The sequence below is a fragment of the Microbulbifer sp. CAU 1566 genome (assembly GCF_023156515.1).
Classification (GTDB): domain Bacteria; phylum Pseudomonadota; class Gammaproteobacteria; order Pseudomonadales; family Cellvibrionaceae; genus Microbulbifer.
In genome coordinates this window covers 1-19,281 of sequence record NZ_JALNMG010000006.1, presented here as the reverse complement: position 1 = coordinate 19,281, position 19,281 = coordinate 1, and the positions used below count along the sequence as shown (strand labels likewise).

18 protein-coding genes and 1 rRNA gene are annotated in these 19,281 nt (G+C 58.8%); 12 read left to right on the top strand and 7 right to left on the bottom strand.

What is annotated here, in order from left to right; all coding sequences use genetic code 11:
* Positions 1-73 precede the first annotated feature (73 nt).
* The 6 genes from M0G74_RS14825 (at position 74) to M0G74_RS14800 (ending at position 6,709) form a co-directional block, all read left to right on the top strand.
* Positions 74-805, top strand: a complete 732-nt coding sequence (locus M0G74_RS14825) for a hypothetical protein (RefSeq protein ID WP_248219151.1) — start codon at positions 74-76, stop codon at positions 803-805.
* The gene (nqrF, locus tag M0G74_RS14820) at positions 802-2,673 is read left to right on the top strand and encodes an NADH:ubiquinone reductase (Na(+)-transporting) subunit F (protein WP_248219149.1); all 1,872 of its coding nucleotides are present in this window, start codon (positions 802-804) and stop codon (positions 2,671-2,673) included. Before M0G74_RS14825 ends, nqrF begins: the two co-directional genes overlap by 4 nt.
* Before the next feature lie 106 nt (positions 2,674-2,779).
* Positions 2,780-3,226, top strand: a complete 447-nt coding sequence (locus M0G74_RS14815; protein ID WP_248219148.1) for a hypothetical protein — start codon at positions 2,780-2,782, stop codon at positions 3,224-3,226.
* 207 nt (positions 3,227-3,433) lie between these two features.
* On the top strand, positions 3,434-3,967 hold the full coding sequence (locus M0G74_RS14810; protein WP_248219147.1) for a DUF411 domain-containing protein: 534 nt from the start codon (positions 3,434-3,436) through the stop codon (positions 3,965-3,967).
* A gap of 7 nt (positions 3,968-3,974) precedes the next feature.
* Positions 3,975-5,858 carry a copper resistance system multicopper oxidase gene (locus M0G74_RS14805; RefSeq protein ID WP_248219146.1) on the top strand — a complete coding sequence of 628 codons (1,884 nt, stop codon included), beginning with the start codon at positions 3,975-3,977 and terminating at the stop codon, positions 5,856-5,858.
* 11 nt (positions 5,859-5,869) lie between these two features.
* Entirely contained in the window at positions 5,870-6,709 is an 840-nt protein-coding gene (locus M0G74_RS14800; RefSeq protein ID WP_248219145.1) for a copper resistance protein B, read from the top strand.
* Between the two features lie 43 nt (positions 6,710-6,752).
* Here M0G74_RS14800 and M0G74_RS14795 read toward each other — a convergent pair whose 3' ends face one another.
* The 4 genes from M0G74_RS14795 to M0G74_RS14780 all read right to left on the bottom strand — a co-directional run bounded on the left by M0G74_RS14795 (position 6,753) and on the right by M0G74_RS14780 (position 10,027).
* Positions 6,753-7,364, bottom strand: a complete 612-nt coding sequence (locus M0G74_RS14795; protein WP_248219144.1) for a hypothetical protein — start codon at positions 7,362-7,364, stop codon at positions 6,753-6,755.
* A 41-nt stretch (positions 7,365-7,405) separates the two neighbouring features.
* Positions 7,406-7,798 carry a hypothetical protein gene (locus tag M0G74_RS14790; protein WP_248219143.1) on the bottom strand — a complete coding sequence of 131 codons (393 nt, stop codon included), beginning with the start codon at positions 7,796-7,798 and terminating at the stop codon, positions 7,406-7,408.
* Complete coding sequence (locus M0G74_RS14785) at positions 7,795-8,751, bottom strand: alpha/beta hydrolase (RefSeq protein WP_248219142.1); 957 nt, start codon at positions 8,749-8,751, stop codon at positions 7,795-7,797. Before M0G74_RS14785 ends, M0G74_RS14790 begins: the two co-directional genes overlap by 4 nt.
* A 217-nt stretch (positions 8,752-8,968) precedes the next feature.
* Positions 8,969-10,027: an MBL fold metallo-hydrolase gene (locus M0G74_RS14780; protein ID WP_248219141.1), complete on the bottom strand. Its 1,059-nt coding sequence runs from the start codon at positions 10,025-10,027 to the stop codon at positions 8,969-8,971.
* A gap of 155 nt (positions 10,028-10,182) precedes the next feature.
* Between M0G74_RS14780 and M0G74_RS14775 the strand changes: the two genes are divergently transcribed.
* Complete coding sequence (locus tag M0G74_RS14775; protein ID WP_248219140.1) at positions 10,183-10,794, top strand: TetR/AcrR family transcriptional regulator; 612 nt, start codon at positions 10,183-10,185, stop codon at positions 10,792-10,794.
* Between the two features lie 25 nt (positions 10,795-10,819).
* Here the strand turns inward: M0G74_RS14775 and M0G74_RS14770 are convergent, their stop codons facing one another.
* Positions 10,820-11,188: a cupredoxin domain-containing protein gene (locus M0G74_RS14770; protein WP_248219139.1), complete on the bottom strand. Its 369-nt coding sequence runs from the start codon at positions 11,186-11,188 to the stop codon at positions 10,820-10,822.
* Positions 11,188-13,455, bottom strand: coding sequence for a heavy metal translocating P-type ATPase (locus tag M0G74_RS14765; RefSeq protein WP_248219138.1), 2,268 nt, complete (start codon positions 13,453-13,455; stop codon positions 11,188-11,190). The genes M0G74_RS14770 and M0G74_RS14765 overlap by 1 nt, the downstream gene beginning before the upstream one ends.
* A gap of 236 nt (positions 13,456-13,691) precedes the next feature.
* On the opposite strand from M0G74_RS14765, the gene M0G74_RS14760 reads away from it, so the two are divergent.
* The 5 genes from M0G74_RS14760 (at position 13,692) to M0G74_RS14740 (ending at position 18,390) form a co-directional block, all read left to right on the top strand.
* The gene (locus tag M0G74_RS14760; protein ID WP_248219137.1) at positions 13,692-14,927 is read left to right on the top strand and encodes an MFS transporter; all 1,236 of its coding nucleotides are present in this window, start codon (positions 13,692-13,694) and stop codon (positions 14,925-14,927) included.
* Positions 14,924-15,589, top strand: coding sequence for a metalloregulator ArsR/SmtB family transcription factor (locus tag M0G74_RS14755; RefSeq protein ID WP_248219134.1), 666 nt, complete (start codon positions 14,924-14,926; stop codon positions 15,587-15,589). Before M0G74_RS14760 ends, M0G74_RS14755 begins: the two co-directional genes overlap by 4 nt.
* 103 nt (positions 15,590-15,692) lie before the next feature.
* Complete coding sequence (locus M0G74_RS14750; RefSeq protein WP_248219132.1) at positions 15,693-17,009, top strand: DnaT-like ssDNA-binding domain-containing protein; 1,317 nt, start codon at positions 15,693-15,695, stop codon at positions 17,007-17,009.
* The gene (locus M0G74_RS14745) at positions 16,921-17,574 is read left to right on the top strand and encodes a replication protein P (protein ID WP_248219130.1); all 654 of its coding nucleotides are present in this window, start codon (positions 16,921-16,923) and stop codon (positions 17,572-17,574) included. The genes M0G74_RS14750 and M0G74_RS14745 overlap by 89 nt, the downstream gene beginning before the upstream one ends.
* 99 nt (positions 17,575-17,673) lie before the next feature.
* The gene (locus M0G74_RS14740; RefSeq protein ID WP_248219128.1) at positions 17,674-18,390 is read left to right on the top strand and encodes an outer membrane beta-barrel protein; all 717 of its coding nucleotides are present in this window, start codon (positions 17,674-17,676) and stop codon (positions 18,388-18,390) included.
* Positions 18,391-19,157: 767 nt separating this feature from the next.
* On the opposite strand, the gene rrf is transcribed toward M0G74_RS14740, so the two are convergent.
* Positions 19,158-19,273: ribosomal RNA gene (rrf, locus tag M0G74_RS14735) — 5S ribosomal RNA — on the bottom strand.
* Positions 19,274-19,281 lie beyond the last annotated feature (8 nt).

Sequence of the window (19,281 nt, the reverse complement as noted above, 5' to 3'; positions counted from 1 at the left end):
CGGGGGGTACACTCCCGCCAGCTGTGTATTTTCTCACCAGCTGTATCTGAGAAAACACCCGAGAATAAAACCAATGCAAACGGCATCCCTTTCCAGAAAGATCCACAAGTGGCTATTTCTGTTTGTCGGCGTCCAGGCCCTGTTGTGGACCCTGAGCGGCGTTTACATGGTGGTGATGGACCTGGACTTTATCCACGGCGATCACCTGGTCAAAAACCTGCGCGAGCCACTGCCGACGGAGCAGGGCACCCTGGCGCCCACCCAGGCATTACTCAAGCGCTATAGCGGGGTGAAATCCATCCAGCTGAAAGCGCTGCAGGCATCCCCCTACTACGTGATCCAGGCCGCGGACGGTGCACACCTGGTCGACGCCCGCAGCGGCAGCGAAGTCTCGCCCATCGATGGCGACCGCGCCCGCGCACTGGCGGAGCACTACTATTCCGGCAGCCTGCTGGCGACATCCGCCGAACTGATTACCGACAATCCGCCCACCGAGCTGCAGTCCCGCGCACTGCCCCTGTGGCGGGTCAATTTTGACGACCGCTACGGCACCAGTCTCTATATCAGCCCGAATACCGGCGCCCTCGTCACCCGCCGCCACAACTACTGGCGCGCGTTCGATTTCTTCTGGATGCTGCACATCATGGATTACGAGGCGCGGGAAAATATCCACAATCCGCTGCTGCTGATCGTCACCCTTGTCAGCCTGACCGGCGTACTCGCCGGCCTGATCCTGCTGTTCTACAGCTTTGCGCGCAGGGAAAAAGCAGCCGGCACCGCGGCCGCGGCGGGAGGTGCACAATGAATTTCATCAAGATCGCGCACAAATGGCTGAGCCTGGTGATCGGCGTGCAACTGGCACTGTGGCTGGCCAGTGGTCTCGCCTTCGCTCTGCTGGATTCCAATATCGTCAGCGGCCGCCATCTGGCCGAGCGCCAGGAGACCGCGCCGCTTTCCGCCGGCACATCGCTGGTCCCCCATAGCGAGATTGTCGGCCTTTACCAAAACGTCGGTAGCAGCGTGGTGGATATCCGCCTGCAACCGGGCTTTGACCGCCCGGTGTACCGGGTACAGACCAGTGAAGGGGTCGAGCTGCGCGATGCGCAAAGTGGCAACCCGCTGGTGATCGACGCTGCGCTGGCCACGGCAATCGCCGCGCGGGATTACGCCGGCAACGACAGCCTGATCGGTAACCCGCTGCGCCTTTCACAGCCGAATATGGAATCCCGCCGTCACGACGGGCCGGTATGGCGTGTGGATATTGCGGATGAAGGTAATACCAGCCTGTATATCTCCGCTGCAGACGGTCGCGTACTTGAGCGCCGCAACGACACCTGGCGGCTGTTCGATATCTTCTGGATGCTGCACATCATGGACTACACCGAGCGCCAGGATTTCAACAATCCGTTCGTGGTGATTTTCGGTATCGGCGCCCTGCTGCTGTCCATTTCCGGCTGTGTGATGCTGTTTTCCAGCTTCTCCCGCCACGACTTCAATCTGCTGGCCCTGTTAAACCGAGCGCGCGGCAGCAAAGTGGCGGTAACTCTACTCGATCAGGCCGCCACTCCGGTGCAGGAGCTGGCCTTGCCGAGCGGCGTCAACCTGTTCGACGGCCTCGCCGCCAGTGGCGTGCAACTGCCCTCCAACTGTGGTGGCGGCGGTAGCTGCGGCCTGTGCCAGGTGCAGCTCGGCACCGACGCGCCGATCACCAGCAGCGAGAAGGCCCTGCTGTCCGCAGCGCAACTGGCGGCCGGCCAGCGCCTCGCCTGCCAGCAGCGCGCAGTGGCCGCCACCCGCCTGACACTGGATGACAGTGTGTTGCAGGCCGGTGCCTTCACCGCCGAGGTACAGGAGACCCGCTTCCTGACGCCCTTCATCAAGGAGATCCGGTTGGCGCCGCAAGGCCAGCGCCCGTTTGGCTTCCGCGCCGGCGGCTTTGTACAGGTGGAGATTCCGCCGCACCAGCTGCGCCTCGCCGACACGCCACTGGATACACAGTACAGCGACGACTGGCAGCCCTGGCTAGGTGCCGCCGGCAGCAACCACGCAGCACCCCTGCGTCGCTCCTATTCCATGGCGAATGCGCCACAGGAAAGCACCAGCGCAAGTGAATCCATCCTGCTCAATGTGCGGATACAGCCACCCCCCGCAGGACAGGAAACCCTGCCCGCGGGCGCCGGCTCCAGCTACATGTTCAATCTGCAGCCGGGCGACCAGGTCCAGCTGAGCGGCCCATTCGGCAGCTTCCATGTGCAGGACAGCGAGCGCGAGATCGTCCTGATTGGCGGTGGTGCGGGTATGGCGCCGCTGCGCTCGATGATTGTCGACCAGCTACGCAATCGCGGCACACTGCGGCCAATGCGTTTCTGGTACGGCGCGCGCAATCTGCGCGAGGTGTTTTATACGGAACTGTTCGATGAACTGGCGCAGCAGCACGACAACTTCCAGTGGCAGCTGGGCCTGTCGGACCCGCGCCCGCAAGATGCCTGGGAGGGTGCGACCGGCTTTATCAGCGATATCGCTGCGGACAGTTACCTGCGCCAACATGCGGACATCGGCAATTGCGAATTTTATCTGTGTGGGCCGCCCGCCATGCTGCGCGCAAGCATCGCCATGCTGAAGCAACTCGGCGTGCGCGAAGAACAGATCGCGTTTGATGATTTCGGCAATTGACCGGAAAAACGGCGCGCACCGGAAACCTTTCGGTACGCGCCGCTGTCCACTTGCCATAGTCGATATCAACCCCTAACCTTCAGGCTTCAACGAACAACCGGCTGACATGCAAACATTCATCGCACGGATCATGGCAACGCTTATGTTGCTGTCTGTCTTCGGACAGGCGGCGGCACAGCCGTGCGCGGAAATGTCAGCACCGGCGATGGCCAAAGCCACGGTCATGGATATTGATTCCGATATCGACGTCCAAGCGGGTCACCACCAGGCGGTGGATAGCGCGCAGACATCCGCACATTGTGGAGATATGCCCGCCGCTCCGTCGCCCAGCGGTACTGATCACTGTACGCAGTCCTCCGATACCGGTGTGAACACCACGGACGACTCTTGCAGTGCAAGCTGTACTTGCTGCCCCAGCCACTGCGCCACCGTGTTGCCGCCAGTGGAAACGGCCGGTATCCCCATGCCTCGTACTGCCCTGCAAGTAACCTACCGGGATCTCGCCTCGTCTGCCGAGCCCGAATCCCTGATCAAGCCACCCCGGTCTGCCTGACCCGGGGATCCCCGCGCGCCGACTGGCGCATTTTTCCCCATTTCAAACTCTTGCGATAACCGCGCTTCGCACTTTGTCATCGCACGCGTTTTGCTGTCGCCCGCACTCCCACTGTCGAAACCGGGCCCAGCACCGCTATCAACACAGCACCGTTACCAAAACAGTACCGTCACGCAAACGTGACCACTACAAGGTTGGAATTGATTTATGAAACAGAATATTTTTCTGCGCAGCCTGGCCATTTCCGCACTGCTCGCATTGACCGCCTGCGCCAAAGCCGATCACGACCACGATATGAGCGAAGACAGCGCCGATGTGGCGTCCGCGACCGTCGCCCCCATTGCCTCTACGCTGACCACCTATAAAAGCTCCACTTGCGGCTGCTGCAAATTGTGGGTGGAACACGCCGCCGACAACGGCTTCGAAGTCGACGCACAGAACGTCTCTGACCTGAATGCCGTCAAGGACAAGTACCAGATTGCCGCAGAATTCCAGTCCTGCCACACCAGTGTGTCGCCGAACGGCTATGTTTTCGAAGGGCATATCCCGGCGAAACTGATTCGCCAGTTCCTGCAAAACCCGCCCGCGGGTGCCCGTGGCCTGGCGGTACCCGCCATGCCGCTGGGCAGCCCCGGCATGGAAGTGGGCGACCGCTTCACTCCCTACAAGGTGCTACAGCTCAACAAAGATGGCGGCACCACGGTATACGCGAGTATCGATCGTTTTGAACAACAACACTGAGGTACTCATGAACAGATCCCGAGAACCCCAGATTGCACTGCCGGCCCTGTCCCGGCGTCGCTTTGTCACCGGCGTTGCCGCCGGCGCGGCGCTGCTGGGTATGCCCGCGGGTGCCAGCAGTACTGCACCCCGTGCCAATCCAACGCCACAGACATTGCGCGGCAACCAGTTTGATCTGCACGTGAATTATCAGCCGGTGAACTTCACCGGCCGCGAGCGCACCGCCGTCGCCACTAACGGCTCGGTGCCGGGTCCCATATTGCGCTGGAAAGAAGGTGAAACCGTCACCCTCAATGTCACCAACCATCTGGCACACGACACCTCCATCCACTGGCACGGCATCATTCTGCCCACGGGTATGGACGGCGTACCCGGGCTCAGCTTCAGCGGTATCCGCCCCGGCGAAACCTTTACCTATCAGTTTCAGTTGAACCAGAGCGGCACCTACTGGTACCACAGCCACTCGGACTTCCAGGAGCAACAGGGGCATTACGGCTCGATCGTTATCGACCCGGCAGAGCGCGACCCGGTGGCCTGCGATCGCGATTACGTGGTGATGCTCTCAGACTGGAGCGACGAATCCCCCCACGACATTTACGCCAAGCTCAAAAAAGAGGGGCACTACTACAATCGTCGACGTCGCACCGCCGGCGACCTGTGGGATGAGATCCGCCAGAAAGGCGTCGCCCAGACCTGGCAGGACCGCAAGATGTGGAACGAGATGCGCATGTCCGATCGCGATATCTCCGACGTCACCGGTTACACCTACACCTATCTGATGAACGGCCAGACCCCGGATGGCAACTGGATGGCGCAGTTTAAACGGGGAGAGAAGGTGCGCCTGCGCTTTATCAACGGCTCTGCCATGTCGATTTTCGATATCCGGATTCCGGGCCTGAAGATGACGGTGGTGGCGAGCGACGGCCAGAACATCGAGCCGGTTACCGTGGATGAGTTCCGCATCGGTGTAGCGGAAACTTACGACGTCGTGGTGGAGCCGGTGGACGACCGCGCCTATACCCTCTTCGCCCAGACCATCGACCGCAGCGGTTTTGCGCGCGGCACCCTGACACCGCACCCGGAGCTGCGCGCCGAAGTCCCGGCGATGGATTACGCCCCGGTCCTCACTCACCGCGATATGGGCATGGATCATTCCGGCCACAATATGGGCGGCATGAGCGGCATGGACCACAGCGGCCACGACATGGGCAACATGGGCGGCATGGATCACTCCCAGCACGCCGGCATGCAATCCGGTAACGCAGGGCAGTACAGCCTGCACGGCGGACGCCCCGAACTTGGCGGTATGCAGGGCGTCTGGTTTACCGACAACCTCGGTCGCGCCGGACACGGTAGCAACAGCCCCATCGTGCACCTGCCCAGCGAATACCGCTACGGCGTGGATATGCGCTCAGAGATGCCCGGCAACGGACTGAATGATCCCGGTATCGGACTGCGCGATCACGATACCCGCTACGGTCGCCGGGTACTTACCTATGCGGATATCCGCAACCTTACCCCCACTATCGACAGGCGCGAGCCCACCCGCGAGCTGCAGCTGCATCTCACCGGTAATATGCACCGCTACATGTGGTCGATGGACGGAATCAAGTTCAACGATTCCGAGCCCCTGATGCTGAAATACGGCGAGCGTATCCGCATCACCCTGGTGAACGACACCATGATGACGCACCCCATTCACCTGCACGGCATGTGGAGTGAACTGGAAACCGGCGACAGCGAGTACATCCCGCGCAAGCACACGATCATTGTGCAGCCGGGCTCCAAGATCAGCTATCTGGTGACCGCCGATGCCTACGGCCGCTGGGCCTACCACTGCCACCTGCTGTACCACATGCCCGGCATGTTCCGCGAAGTAAGAGTGGTGTGAGGACGATGCAAATGAACAGAAAAACCCTACTGGCATTAACCCTGGCGGCGCCGCTGGCGCACGCCGCGGAAGAATCGCACACACAGCACACCCATTCGATGCAGGACGATGAACACGCGGCCCATCAGCGCATGGGGCACGGTTATCCGGCACCGCAAGAAGCCAGCGCCGCCGCCGCACCGAACCACCGTCACGCCCCCAACGAACCCGATCACGTGATGGACCACGAGGTGCTGCTGACCAAAGTCACCATCGACCAGCTGGAGGCGCGCGAGGACGATGGCAGCGCGCTGGAAGGCAGCGTGTGGTTCGGCGGCGACAAGCACAAGGCGTGGTTCAAGACGGAAGTCGAACGGGCGGAAGGCGAAACTGAAAAAGCCGAATTGCAGGCACTGTACAGCCGCGCCATTGCCCCCTACTGGGATCTGCAGATGGGCGTGCGCCACGACTTCGAACTGGAAAGCGACAGCCGCAACTGGGGTGTCCTTGCCCTGAATGGGCTTGCGCCCTATTTCTTCGAAGTGGATACATCGCTGTTTGTCGGCGAAGACGGGGACACCGCCCTGCGGTTGGAGGCAGAATACGAGCTGCTGTTCACCCAGCAGTGGATTCTGAGCCCGGAAATTGAAGTGAATTTCTTCGGCCAGAACACACCAGAAACCCACACCGGCTCCGGTCTTTCCGACGTCGAAGCGGGCCTGCGCTTGCGCTACGAATTCACTCCGCAGTTTGCACCCTATATTGGTGTCAATTACGAGAAGAAATTCGGCAACACCGCGGACTTCGCCCGTGACGACGGCGAGGCCACCAGTGAAACAACCTGGGTTATCGGGTTGCACGCCTGGTTCTGAACCACCGCACGAGCCCGCCGCAAGGCGGGCTCACGTACCGGCATTAACGCCGGTATAAGCGGGCAAAACCCGCGGTAGCCATTGCGAGCGTATCCGAGGCCAGAAAGTCCCGCGCTTGCGCTACCCCTTTCATCTCCGCATCCAGGAAAGCCAGGCTGACCGCATTGGCCATCCTCAGCGCATCGGTCTGCGGCTCCGCGTCCAGCTCCAGGCGACAAATCAAATTTCCAAAGTAATGGTCGGCACCCTCGGTCACCAGCAGGCTATTCAGTCCCTCCACACCGCGCTCGTAACTCATCGCATGCAAGCGCCAGTCGCGGAAAAAACGCGGCTCGACGTCCCAGGTGCCGGTAGTCACCAGCTGGGGAACCGTCATGTTCTGCCAGCTCTGTTCGTCCACCATCTCGAACATCGGCCCGGGCGGGCTGAAGGCCACAACCGCCTGAAAGCGCCCGTCCCGCTCCTGCAAACGCCGGTCACCCCCAGGTACAGCGGCGTCAGCGCCGCCCAGCATTTGCGCGGTAAATGCGCCGAAACTGTGGCCGGCGGCGACAACTCGATTGCGGTCAATGCGTCGATCCAGTTCCGCGGCCTGGTCTGCGATGGCATTCAGGTTATCGAGGATATTGATCAGGTCGCGGGGGCGTTGCTGCATTACGCCATCCTTGCCGAATCGTGTCATCGCCAGAATGCCGTTCAACAAGCCCCCCGCGTCCCGGTGATCCGGTGATCCGGTGCCAACACCACATAACCGTGGCTCACCCAGTGACACAGGATGCGATCGTAGGCCCGTCGATTGGAAAAATTGCCGTGGGAAAACAGGACCAGCGGGTAGACACCTTCCGCATCGGGGTAAAACGCCGTCAACGTCAGCGGCCCATCGCGGGTCGTGAGGTGGATTGCGGGTATGATTTTGATGGGATTGGGACCGGGATCGAGCCCATAAATTGCCGACAGTTGCGTGTCTGCCGGCAACGGCTTCGCCTCCGCCAACACTACTGGAGCGGGTTTGAATACCAGGGAGTAAAGGCCCCATCCGCCGGCGAGCAGGGCAACGACAACCAGTACGAGCCGCTTGAGGAATTTCATTCGCCGGCCTCCTCATTAACGAATGCGAGTAAATCCTGCATTGCGCTATCCACGCCCTCGACCGGTAACAAGTGCCCGGCACCCGGGTAGACTCGCAGTGCCACCGGACTGCCGCCGCTCTCAATCAGCGCCCTGAAACGCTCGGCCTGGGCTACCGGTAACTGGGGATTTTTTTCTCCCCACATGACCAGTGTCGGCACTTGGATCCGGGGTAATATGGTAAGAGTTTCAGGAGACTTAAAGTCCTGCATGCGCCCGATAATTCCGCGTCGAATATCGCGGTTACGGAAGTTGTGGATAAACTCGGATTTGAATGCGTCACTGGCCCGGTTATCCGCTGTCAGCCAATCCACAAATTGGTTCAGGGACCAGTCCGGCAAGTATCGCAGTACCCAGTAGGCGCCGTCCGGCAGTCCACCGCTGTCCGCTTTATCGTGCCCTTCCAGCCCCCCGGAATTGACCAGCACCAGTTTCTCAACGCGCTCGGGATACTCGGCGGCAAAATTGAACAGGGTTGCACCGCCCATGGAGGCGCCGACCAGAATAGCGCGATCGATACCCTGATGATCCATGAAGTTCCGCAGTGTGTTTATGGTGCTCTGCAGGGAATAGTCATTATTATCCGCGAGGGATGACAGGCCGTGGCCGGGCACATCGAAGCGGTAAACCGGGCGACTGCGGGCCAGCTCCGGCACCCATGTATCCCACATGCCCATGTGAAAAAACATCGCGTGTAGCAGTATCACGGGGGTTGTGTCGTCGTGGTTCAGACCATCGGCGCGGTAGGCAATCTCGGCGTGCCCTGTTTTCAAGAAAGAGACGTCTCGAGTAGCCTCGCTATTGCGCAGTGGCTGGTCCCGGTAGGCAAAACCGCCGTAAACAATAAACAACAGTAACAATACCAGCAGCGTCCCCAGAAAACGCAGCGACCACCTCCAGATCAATGCCAACATAACTATCCCGCCCAGCTCGCCCAGTGATTTTCATCCAACGCCAACCAATAAAGATGTCGCGTTTCGGCAGCGGGTCACAGGGCCGGATAATCCTAAAAATGGCATTTATCAATTTTTCGCCGAAAAACCGGCGATAGCGGGTAAATCCCGAGCAGGAACGCGATCACTGTGCAACCGGGCTCCAGCATCCGTTATCTGCCGATCGCCGGTGTCGGGTTTAACGAAGTGCGTCCTCTTCTGCAGACAGTGAAGCGGCCTCAACGAGGGTCGCCTCCTCCATATCCTGCCACCAGTATTCGGCGACTTGCGGGTGTTTAATGGCCACCGCGGCACCGATAACCGGAGTGATCAATCGTACATTGCGCTCCCACGCTGCCGCCGCGGCTCGCTCCAGGGGCTCAAACCAGTCGTGCAACGCCAGGTCAAAGGTGCTGTTGTGAATCGGCACCATGGCGCGCCCCTGCAGGTCGATATGCGCCTGTACACTCTGCTCGGGCAACATATGAATTTTGCTCCAGAGTGCGTTGTAAGCACCAGTTTCAATCAGGGTCAGGTCAAACGGACCCAGGCGCTTGCCGATTTCACGAAAGCCATCGAAATATCCCGAGTCGCCACTGAAGAAAATCTTCCCTTCGCGCCCCTCGATGGCCCAGCCCGCCCACAGGGTTTCGTCTCGATCCCCCAGCCCCCGGCCGGAAAAATGCTGGGCAGGGGTGGCGGTAAATTTCAGGGAGCCGACGGCGTGCGACTGCCACCAGTCGAGCTCTACGATTTTGTCATCGGCAATGCCCCAGCGACGCAGATGTTCCCCGACTTTTAGCGGCACCAGAAACCGCTCCACTTTTTCATCCAGCGCCAGGATGCTGCCCTTGTCCAGGTGGTCGTAGTGATCGTGACTGATGACCACCGCCGCGATGCGCGGCAGTGACGCCAGTTCGAACGGCAATGGGTGGAAACGCTTGGGTCCCATCCACTGAACTGGCGAGGCGCGCTCGCTGAATACGGGATCGGTCAGCACCGTCTCTCCATCGAGCCGGATCAGCACGCTGGAATGTCCCAATCGATACACCTTCGCTGCACTCACAGGTTCCGCCAACTCTGCGGCCGGGATCTCGCGCATGGGTATTGGCGCACTCGGTTTCGGCGCCGCCCGCTCGGCGCGAAAATACATTTTGGCGATCTCCCACATATCGCTCGCACCGGCGCTTTCTTCCATGCCGCTGTTGTAGAACTTCGGCTGTTCCACGGAACAGCCATTTAAAAGACCGATAGCCATCAGTAATACCCCTGCAATTGCCAACCCGCGTATCTTCATAACCAAGCCAAAAGTAAACTATACAGTGTAGTGTAATAGCGAATCTCCAAAAGTAAACTACCTAGTGTAAAATTCCCGGGTTCCCGTTGAGTGCAAGGTAGAGACCAGTGAGTCAGATGTCTGAAAAAAAGCCAACAAGAAGTGAGCTGAAGCGCCAGGCCATTTTACTGGCCGCCAAGTCAGCGTTTCAGGAGCGGGGCGTACACAACACCAGCATGGACGAACTGGCCGCCCTGGCGGAGGTCTCCAAGCGCACGGTGTACAACCATTTCGCCAGCAAGGAAGCGCTGATCATGGCATTGATGAGCGAACTCTGGCAGCAGGCGACACAGTGTGCCGGTGGCGCCTATGAAGCGGGCACCGATCTGCAGTCGCAGCTCAGTAACCTGATCGAGTCGGAAATCGAGGTCATCTGCAGCCGCGAATATATCGAGCTGAACCGGGTGGCTTTCGACCATTTTTTTCATCAGCCGGAAGCATTGCGCGAGCAGATGGAAAAGTTCTCAGCTTACGAAACCGCCATCACTCGCTGGCTTAAGGCGGCCTTGGCCGACGGGCGACTGCAACAGCTGGATATCGAAATCGGCAGCAAACAGATTCACAACCTGATCAAGGGCAGCTGTTTCTGGCCACAGTTAATGCAGGTCAATCCCCTGCTCAACCAACAGGAACGCCATGCGCTTGCGGAGCGCACGGCGGCCCTGTTCCTCAGCCACTATCGCGCGTGACTGAAACTGCCCGAGCACAGAATCCTTATTCAACGATCAGAGTGCCGCGATACATCTGCATCTGGCAATGGAAGAGATACTCACCGGCATCCGCCGCGGGAATGGTGACTTCGGTAATCTGATCCACCCCCAGTTGTGCGCTCACCTCCAGATCGGGAAACAGTACCCACTCGGCACAGGGAGAAGCATCTTCCCGGCGAAAGTGCAGCACCGTTTCCTCGCCTGCAGAAACGCGAATTCGGTCGGGCTCGTAGACACCATCTTTGACCTGTATCTCCAGCTTTTCGTCGACACTGACAGACTGCTGTTTGTTTCCTTTTGCAGCCAGCCAGAACCACCAAACTGTCAGCGCAATGGCCGCCAGCCCCGACAGGTTAATCAATAAAGAGGTCATTATTTTTTACCTCCATTGTCAGCAGAAGAATTGTGGGAAGGCTTGAAGAAGCGCAGACGGTTGGCATTGCTCACCACGGTCACTGAAGAAAATGCCATAGCGGCGCCGGCAATCACCGGGCTCAGTAACATACCGGTAATCGGGTAGAGCACACCGGCGGCAATGGGAATGCCGAGGGTGTTGTAAATAAAGGCGCCGAACAGGTTCTGCTTGATATTGCGCAGCGTTGCGCGGGATAACTCCACTGCATCGGCAACACCGTGCAGTGAGGAGCGCATCAGGGTGACATCCGCAGACTCGATGGCAACATCGGTTCCTGCACCGATCGCAAAGCCCACATCCGCGCGCGCCAGCGCCGGCGCATCGTTGATGCCGTCTCCGGCCATACCCACCTTGGCGCCGCCCTTTTGCAAATCGGCTACGATCTTTTCCTTGTCTTCCGGCAAAAGGTCCGCGTGCACGTGATCAATCCCCAGCTGCCTGGCGACCGCCTCTGCTGTGGCCTTGTTGTCACCGGTCAACATCTCGATGCGCAGGCCAAGCTTCTTCAGTCGCTGGACCGCTGCCTGGGCATCTTTGCGAATAGGATCCGCGACCGCGATAACCCCTGCCATGGCGCCATCGACCGCCGCGTACATGGCGGTGCGACCCTGCCCGGCCAGTGCTTCGGCCTGTTTGTGCCAGGGTCCGCTATCGATTCCTTCGCGCTGCATCAATTTGCGGTTGCCAAGGAGAACTTTCTTTCCATCCACATCACCGGACACACCGTGAGCCGTGATGGCTTCAAACCCGGTTACCTCACTGAGCGATAAATTTTTCTCCTTCGCCGCACTGACAATGGCTTCCGCCAGTGGGTGCTCTGAACGACTTTCCAGGCTCGCAAGCTGCTGAAGCAGTGTATCGGCATCGCCATCGCTTTCGATATCGGTCAGTTTGGGCGCACCCTCGGTCAGTGTTCCGGTTTTATCCACCACCAGGGTATCCAGCCCCGTGGCCTGCTGCAGGGCCTTGCCGTTGCGCACCAGCACGCCATTTTCCGCGCCCTTGCCCACACCGACCATTACCGACATGGGTGTGGCCAACCCGAGTGCACAGGGGCAGGCGATAATCAGCACGGAGGTCAGCACCACCAGCATGTGCGCCACCTTGGGATCCGGCCCCCAGTTGTACCAGACCAGTGCGGCAACCACCGCGATGATCATGACACTGGGTACAAAGATGGCGGAGATGGTATCTGCCAGTCGCGCGATGGGCACTCGCGAGCTCTGGGCGTTTTTTACCATCTGGATGATCTGCGAAAGGCGGGTATCCGCCCCCACCTTTTCCGCTTTAAACAGCAGGCTGCCATTTTTATTCAGGGTTCCCGCGGTAACTGGGTCGCCGGCGGCTTTCCTGACCGGCAAGGGTTCACCGCTGAGCATGGATTCATCCACCAGGCTTTCCCCCTCGACTACGCTGCCGTCCACCGGAATTTTTTCGCCCGGGCGCACCCGCAGAGTGTCTCCCACCTGGACCTGCTCAATGGGGATATCCACCTCTTCGCCATCGCGAACCACCCGCGCGCTGGCGTCCTGCAATTGCAGTAGTTTCTCCACCGCAGCGCTGGTGCGGCCGCGGGCGCGTACCTCCAGAGCCTGCCCCAGGTTGATCAGGCCGATGATCATGGCACTGGCTTCGAAATACACATGGCGTGCGGATTCCGGTAAAAGCTGAGGTACCAGCACCACCAGCATGGAAAACAGCCACGCGGTACCGGTGCCCAGGGCAACCAGCGTGTCCATGGTGGCGCTGTGGTGCCGGAATGCGCGCCAGGCCCCGGTAAAGAAATGCCCGCCACAGAAAATCAGCACCGCCAGGGTCAGCACACCTACACTGCCCCAGGCCATCTGCTGGAAGGTGTTGTGCACACCCATTTCACCGGTCAGCAGTCCCCAGGCCATCAGCGGTATACCCAGCCCCAGCGCAATACCCGCGCGCCACAGCAGTTGCCGGTAATGGTTCTGCTCATCCTCGCGCTGTTGCTCGCGCAACTCGCGCGCACTTGCCCGCACCTCTTCCGCCCCGTAACCGGCGGATTCCACTGCAGCGATGCAATCCTGAGCCGCCGCGCTGCCCTGGACCACCAGGGTTTTGTCCCCCAGATTCACGCGCGCGTCATCCACCCCGGGCACATCGGCCAGGGCAGACTCGATTTTTTTCACACAACCCGCACAACTCACGCCCTCGAGGCGGAAGGTTTGCGGGGAGGCCGATGACTTGTCACTCATGTTGCTCTCCATCAACGGGATTCGTGACGCGATACTAAAAGGTTCCAGTGAGGGTAAGGCAATTAAACTGTACGCGTGTTTTATCGCCGGTGTGCGGTCACACACAGCATAGTGGATAGGCCCGGTTAACAGTGGCGGATTGGCCGAGGCTATAGCCCCAATAAGAAAGCATTTACTTTTCTTATCGAGAAGTCATGCTACTTTAATAAAAAAACAGATTGCTTATCTTAATTCCTATGCCAATTTCCAATGCAAAAACGACACTGCTGGCAGTGATGTTGGTGACCCTGGTTGGCACCGCCGGCATTGCACTTCCTTACCCAGTGCTCGCGCCGCTGTTTCTTGACGGCCCGGCGAATGACCTTACCCACTTTATGAATATGCCGCCCAAGCTGTTGCTGGGCATAGTACTTGCTCTATTTCCCCTTGGTTTACTGCTCGGCAGCAGTATCGTCGGCGCCCTGTCCGATCAGCTGGGTCGGCGGCGCACGCTGCTCTTCACCCTGTTACTGGCGGCCGCGGGATATGCGCTATCGGCGCTCGCGCTGAGCGCCCAGAATTTCCTGCTGTTCGCCGCGGCGCGCTTTTTGACCGGGCTTTGCGAGGGCAATATCGCCATCGCCCGGGCAATGGCGGCAGACCTGCATCCGACCATCGACCGCACCCGCGCGCTGTCTCTGGCCATGGCCTGTTCCTATGCCGGTTGGTTGCTGGGACCACTCAGCGGGGGATACCTCGGCGTGAACGGCCCCGAAACTGTGTTCTGCGGCGGTGCTGTGGCGGTGATCGCGTGCGCGACACTGGCGCAAATACTGATGCCCGCAGATACGCAGCGTAAATCCAAAGGCCTTGCGCTGATGACGCTGGTGCGCTCGCAGAATTCGCTGGCGCTCTGGCGTGAACCCGCAATCCGCGCCATGGCGCTGTTCAACCTGCTGTTCTGTCTCGGCGTCAATGCGTTCTATGAGTTTTATCCCTTTTGGCTGGTGGAAAAATTCGGCTACCAATCCCACCAGATCGCATGGAATACCGTTATTGTCACAGGTGTAATGATCGCTACCAGTGCACTGGCGATTCCTACTCTGAAAAAGCGGTTCGGCGCGCAGCTTGTGGTTTACAAAGGCGCCGTAGGCCTGGGGGTATTGTTGCTGTTACTGCCTTGGGTGAATGCCCAGGGCGCATTCGCCCTGTTTGCCCTGATTGGCGTCGGGATATCCACGGTGAATGGTGTGTTTCCGGCCATCATGTCCGAACGTTTCGAACAGTATGGCCAGGGGCGGGTGATGGGACTGCTGACAGCCAACTTCTGCCTTACCAGCACCGCAATTGCGTTGATGGGTAGCGGCCTGGCATTGCTGGGAAGCCAGTGGACGCTGATGCTCGGCGGCCTGCTGTGCCTCGCAGGTGCGGCCTGGTTTGCAATACTGCACCGCGCATCCGATGATTGGCCCGCAAAGGCAGACGCACAATGACCATGTCCCAATCGCGAACCACACAACCAAACGACAGCGGCAATTCCCGCGAGCAAATCCTCTACTTACTGAAAACCCGCGGCGCGCAATCCGCGCGGTTTATCGCCGATAGTCTGGGAATCACCACTGTGGGTACTCGCCAGCACCTGAACCAGCTCGCAGATGAAGGATTGCTGAGCCGCTGCGACCGCGCGGAAAAGGTAGGGCGACCGGCCAGCTACTGGGAGCTGACGGATAAAGCGCAGCAGCGCTTTCCGGATCGCCACGGCGACCTTGCCGTGAAGCTGATCGACAGTGTGCGGGAAGTCTTCGGTGAGCAGGGCCTCGATACGCTGATTGGCCAGCGTGAAAAGGAGTCACTGGCAGAGTACCTGCGCGCGCTGGCAAACTGTCAGACCCTGGGGGCAAAGGTCAAAAAACTCGCGGAATTGCGGGACAGAGAAGGCTATATGGCTCAGGCAATACGGGAAAAGCGCGGCATATGGTTGCTGGTGGAAAACCACTGCCCGATTTGTGCCGCAGCACGCCAGTGCCGCGGTTTCTGCCGATCAGAACTGGAGATATTCCGCCGATGCCTGCCGGAAGCTCATGTAGAGCGCTGCGAGTACCTGCTGGACGGCGCGCGCCGCTGTGCCTACCGGGTTTCCGTACGGCCGCAATAGCTTCAGCCTGAGTGGCTGCGAGACTCAAGAGTCTTTACCTGAACCACAGGTCAGCGGCCAAATCCACTCCCGATGCCCGCGCCCCGGGTGGTATCATCGCGGCATGAAACACCCCCTACTCCCGGAACGCCCCCTCGTCATATCCCCTACTCTGGCCGCAACCCTGGGCCTGGAGGAGTCGGTATTGCTAAGTGCGCTGGGAGACCTGATACCGTTTTTACCGGTGGAGTCACATCCAGGAAGGGACTGGTATACCGCCGATAGCGACCAGCTGCAGCAACTGCTGCCTTTCTGGGAGCCGGCTGATATTCAGCGGGTGTCCACCAGCCTGCGAAACCAGGGCGCGCTTCTATTGGGTGCAGCACCTTACGGCAGCAGTGCCATGCTCAAGTTCGCACTGCCAACAGCGCAGTCACATGGTCGTGCTCCCGCCCCACAGACGCCGGCACCGACGCCGCGGGCAGCAAACACCATCTCCCCCAGCTGGCAGCCCGATGCAGAGACCATGGCGCGTATTGCCCAGTTGGGTGTACCGGAGCACTTTGTGCGCGAGCAACTACCCGAGTTCGTCACTTACTGGCGCGACCGGGGTGAGAGCCGACATTCATTCGGTTCCCTGTTTCTCAAGCTGGTTAAAAGCAAGTGGGAGTCTTTCCGCGCAACTCAGGGACGCAAGCTACCGCTTCCTTCCCAGTGGTGCCCCGGTGAAGGCACTCTAGGCAAGCTCGCTGACGAGGGAGTTCCGAGTACTTTCGTCCGCCGCTGTATGCAGCGTTTTGTGGAGTACCACCGCAGTAGTGGCAAGCAGTCCGTTTCCTGGGACCTGGAGTTCAATGACTGGGTAATGGAAGACTGGGAGAAGCAGGAAACCCCCTTCATTGAAAAGCGCAAACCTGAGCCTATAACCCGGGACTGGCAACCCAGCGAGCACACCTGGGAGCAATTGCGCCGGCTGGCCATCAACCCCAATTTTGCCGCAGAATTACTCCCGGAATTTATTTATAAATGGCTTGAGCGCGGCGGCCACAGTGCCCGCTGGGGTGAGCTGTTTATCGAATACGCGCGGGAAGAATGGGCCTATTACTGCCAGGGGATCGAGAAGAACCCGGTGGCCAAGCCCATGTCCCGCAACTGGCAGCCCTCGAGTGACTGCCTCGGGCACCTGCTAAATCAATGTGAAATCGACCGCGAATTTGCCCTCGGCCTGGTACCCGAGTTCCGTCTTTACTGGCAGGAACAGGGCGGTGCACGCAAGAGCTGGGACGCTGTTTTCGTACGCCACGCGCGCTACCAATGGGCGGAGCGCAACAAGTTCGCAATAGGACAACATCATGGCAAGCCACAAGATTCCGGGCACCCAGTTAACCAGCGCACAAGAGACACATCAGTCTGGGACATCGTCACAGACACAAACTGGTAATCCAGAACTGGAAGCGCGCAAGCGGGCTCTCAATGAGGTGTTCGGACTGCTGAAACTGAGTTATCACAACCAGTTCAACTCCGCATTTCAGGACGTGCAAACACTGAATCACGCCAAGCGGCTATGGCTTGAGTCTCTCTCTGGCTTTACCCCGGAGCAGATACTGGCAGGTGCCAAGCGCGCTATCAAACAGTGTGAGTACCTACCTACCGTACATCGTATGCTGCAGCTGTGTGCTGAGGGTGAAGGCGGTTTGCCGGAGGTGCGAGCCGCGTATCGTGAAGCCTGCAACGCCCCCAGCCCCAAGGCCAATCAGAAGTGGAGCCACCCAGCGGTTTACCACGCCGGTCGCGCTGCGGACTGGTTCTTCCTCGCCAACAATCCCGAATCGTCGGCATTTCCGGTATTCGCTGCCCACTATAAAAAAATTTGTGAGCGATTGATGGCGGGAGAGCAGTTGCCTGCACCGGAGCAGGTACAGCTGGAGCACAATCAGGGTAAACCGCTCTCCAAGTCCGAAAATGCCAAAAAGTTGGCAGAATTGCGTGCACAACTGAAAATATGATTTGATGTTAGGGCTAGATAATAATGCTGGCCCTGTAAGTTTCCGCACAGGAGTTCCGCGGAAGATTCAAATCACTCCCTTCGCACAGCAGGTATCGCCATGGTCCGGCTCCCTCTTCTGCTTGTGGTACCCCTTCTCTCTTTTGCAGCCACTGCTGTAAAAGCGGACTTCTACTCCCACCGCTACGGCGGCCTCAGCATCCAGAACAGCGCGTTTTCAGGCCTTTGCAGTGACGCCAGCCGCTTTGTAAGCGGCTTGAATCGCGACGATCGAAGCGCAGTGGTCGATGGCTGCGCGGATAATGGAGCAGGACTGAAGCTCTATGGAGGCTGGCAGTGGACACCGTATATGGCCGTAGAGGCGGACTTCAGGCAGACATCGACGTCGGAACTCACGTTTAACGTCAGCAGCCCTGAACTGCCCCAGCTCAATATCAAAGAGCGTATCCAGACCCGCATGGGGAATGCCTACCTGGTTGGGCACTTGCCATTAAATAGTTCCGGGTTCAGCGTATTCGGAAAACTGGGTGGCGGCTTTTGGCTGAGCCAGGTTGATGTTCGTCAACGGGGACAGGCAATCGCCATGGTTCGCTTTATCGATGGCAGCGTGGGACCAATGGCGTTCCCTGTAGACGCTAGCTTCTCGGAAAATGGCAGTGGCTTTCACTGGGGATACGGCGCCGGAGTCAGCTACCGCTTCCGAGACCGCTGGACGGTAAGAGCCGAGTGGGAGCTATTTCCAGAAGTTGGCAGCAATGACCTGCGTGGCGAGTACGAAGTGGAGTCTGCCTCCCTGGGCTGGACCATGCACTTTTAGCCAGCTCACCCTCGCTCGTTGCCACGCCTGTGGATTTCCCTCAGGCTCAGGCTGGCACCGAGCCTTTTACCCACCAGGTCAAGTTAAATTAGCGTTTGATTTCATATATTTTTTTCTACTTACCCACAACCCTGATTACTAACAGAATCTTGGGATAGTCTTGTGTATAACTTGCGTATAGGCGCCGCAAGCCCCGCACTGTAAGGGCTCCGGAAGTCCGCACAAAAAAGCATCGCCCCACAGTTCCTTTGGAAAACCAGGTTTTATTACACTGCGGCAACAGAGTTACCTTTCCTCTACTGGATAGTTAGCCACAGTCTTGTGTTTTCTGTGAATTATTCAGGCTGATCCTTGTGTTTGGCACGTTAAGTGACTCAGTTATTCACAGAATTCATGGATAGAGTTGTGAATAAGTTTGGGATAGGCGGTTTGAGTGGCGTGGTTGCTGGGTTTCAGTAACCGTTTAAAAATGCGTCGGTAACCTGATGGTCATTATTCAGCCATAAAAAAGCCCTGAGCGCGTTAGCAGTCAGGGCTTTTTTTGTTTGATCGGGGTGCTGTGCTGACGGCGGGGTCGATGACCTACAGTGGGTGTCGAGCTACGCTCGACATCGCTGCGCGACGCCTTCGGCGCCCCAAGCTTTGCACCTGCGGTGCATTGCTTGTCACATGGCAGCGCTTGGCGCTGCGAGGTAGTGGCAGCAATTCATCAAATCCAAAATAAAAAAAAGGCCACCCGTATGGGTGGCCTTTTCTTTTATTTAGATGCCTGACGATGACCTACTCTCACATGGGGAATCCCCACACTACCATCGGCGATGTTGCGTTTCACTTCTGAGTTCGGCAAGGGATCAGGTGGTTCCACAACTCTATTGTCGTCAGGCAAACTGG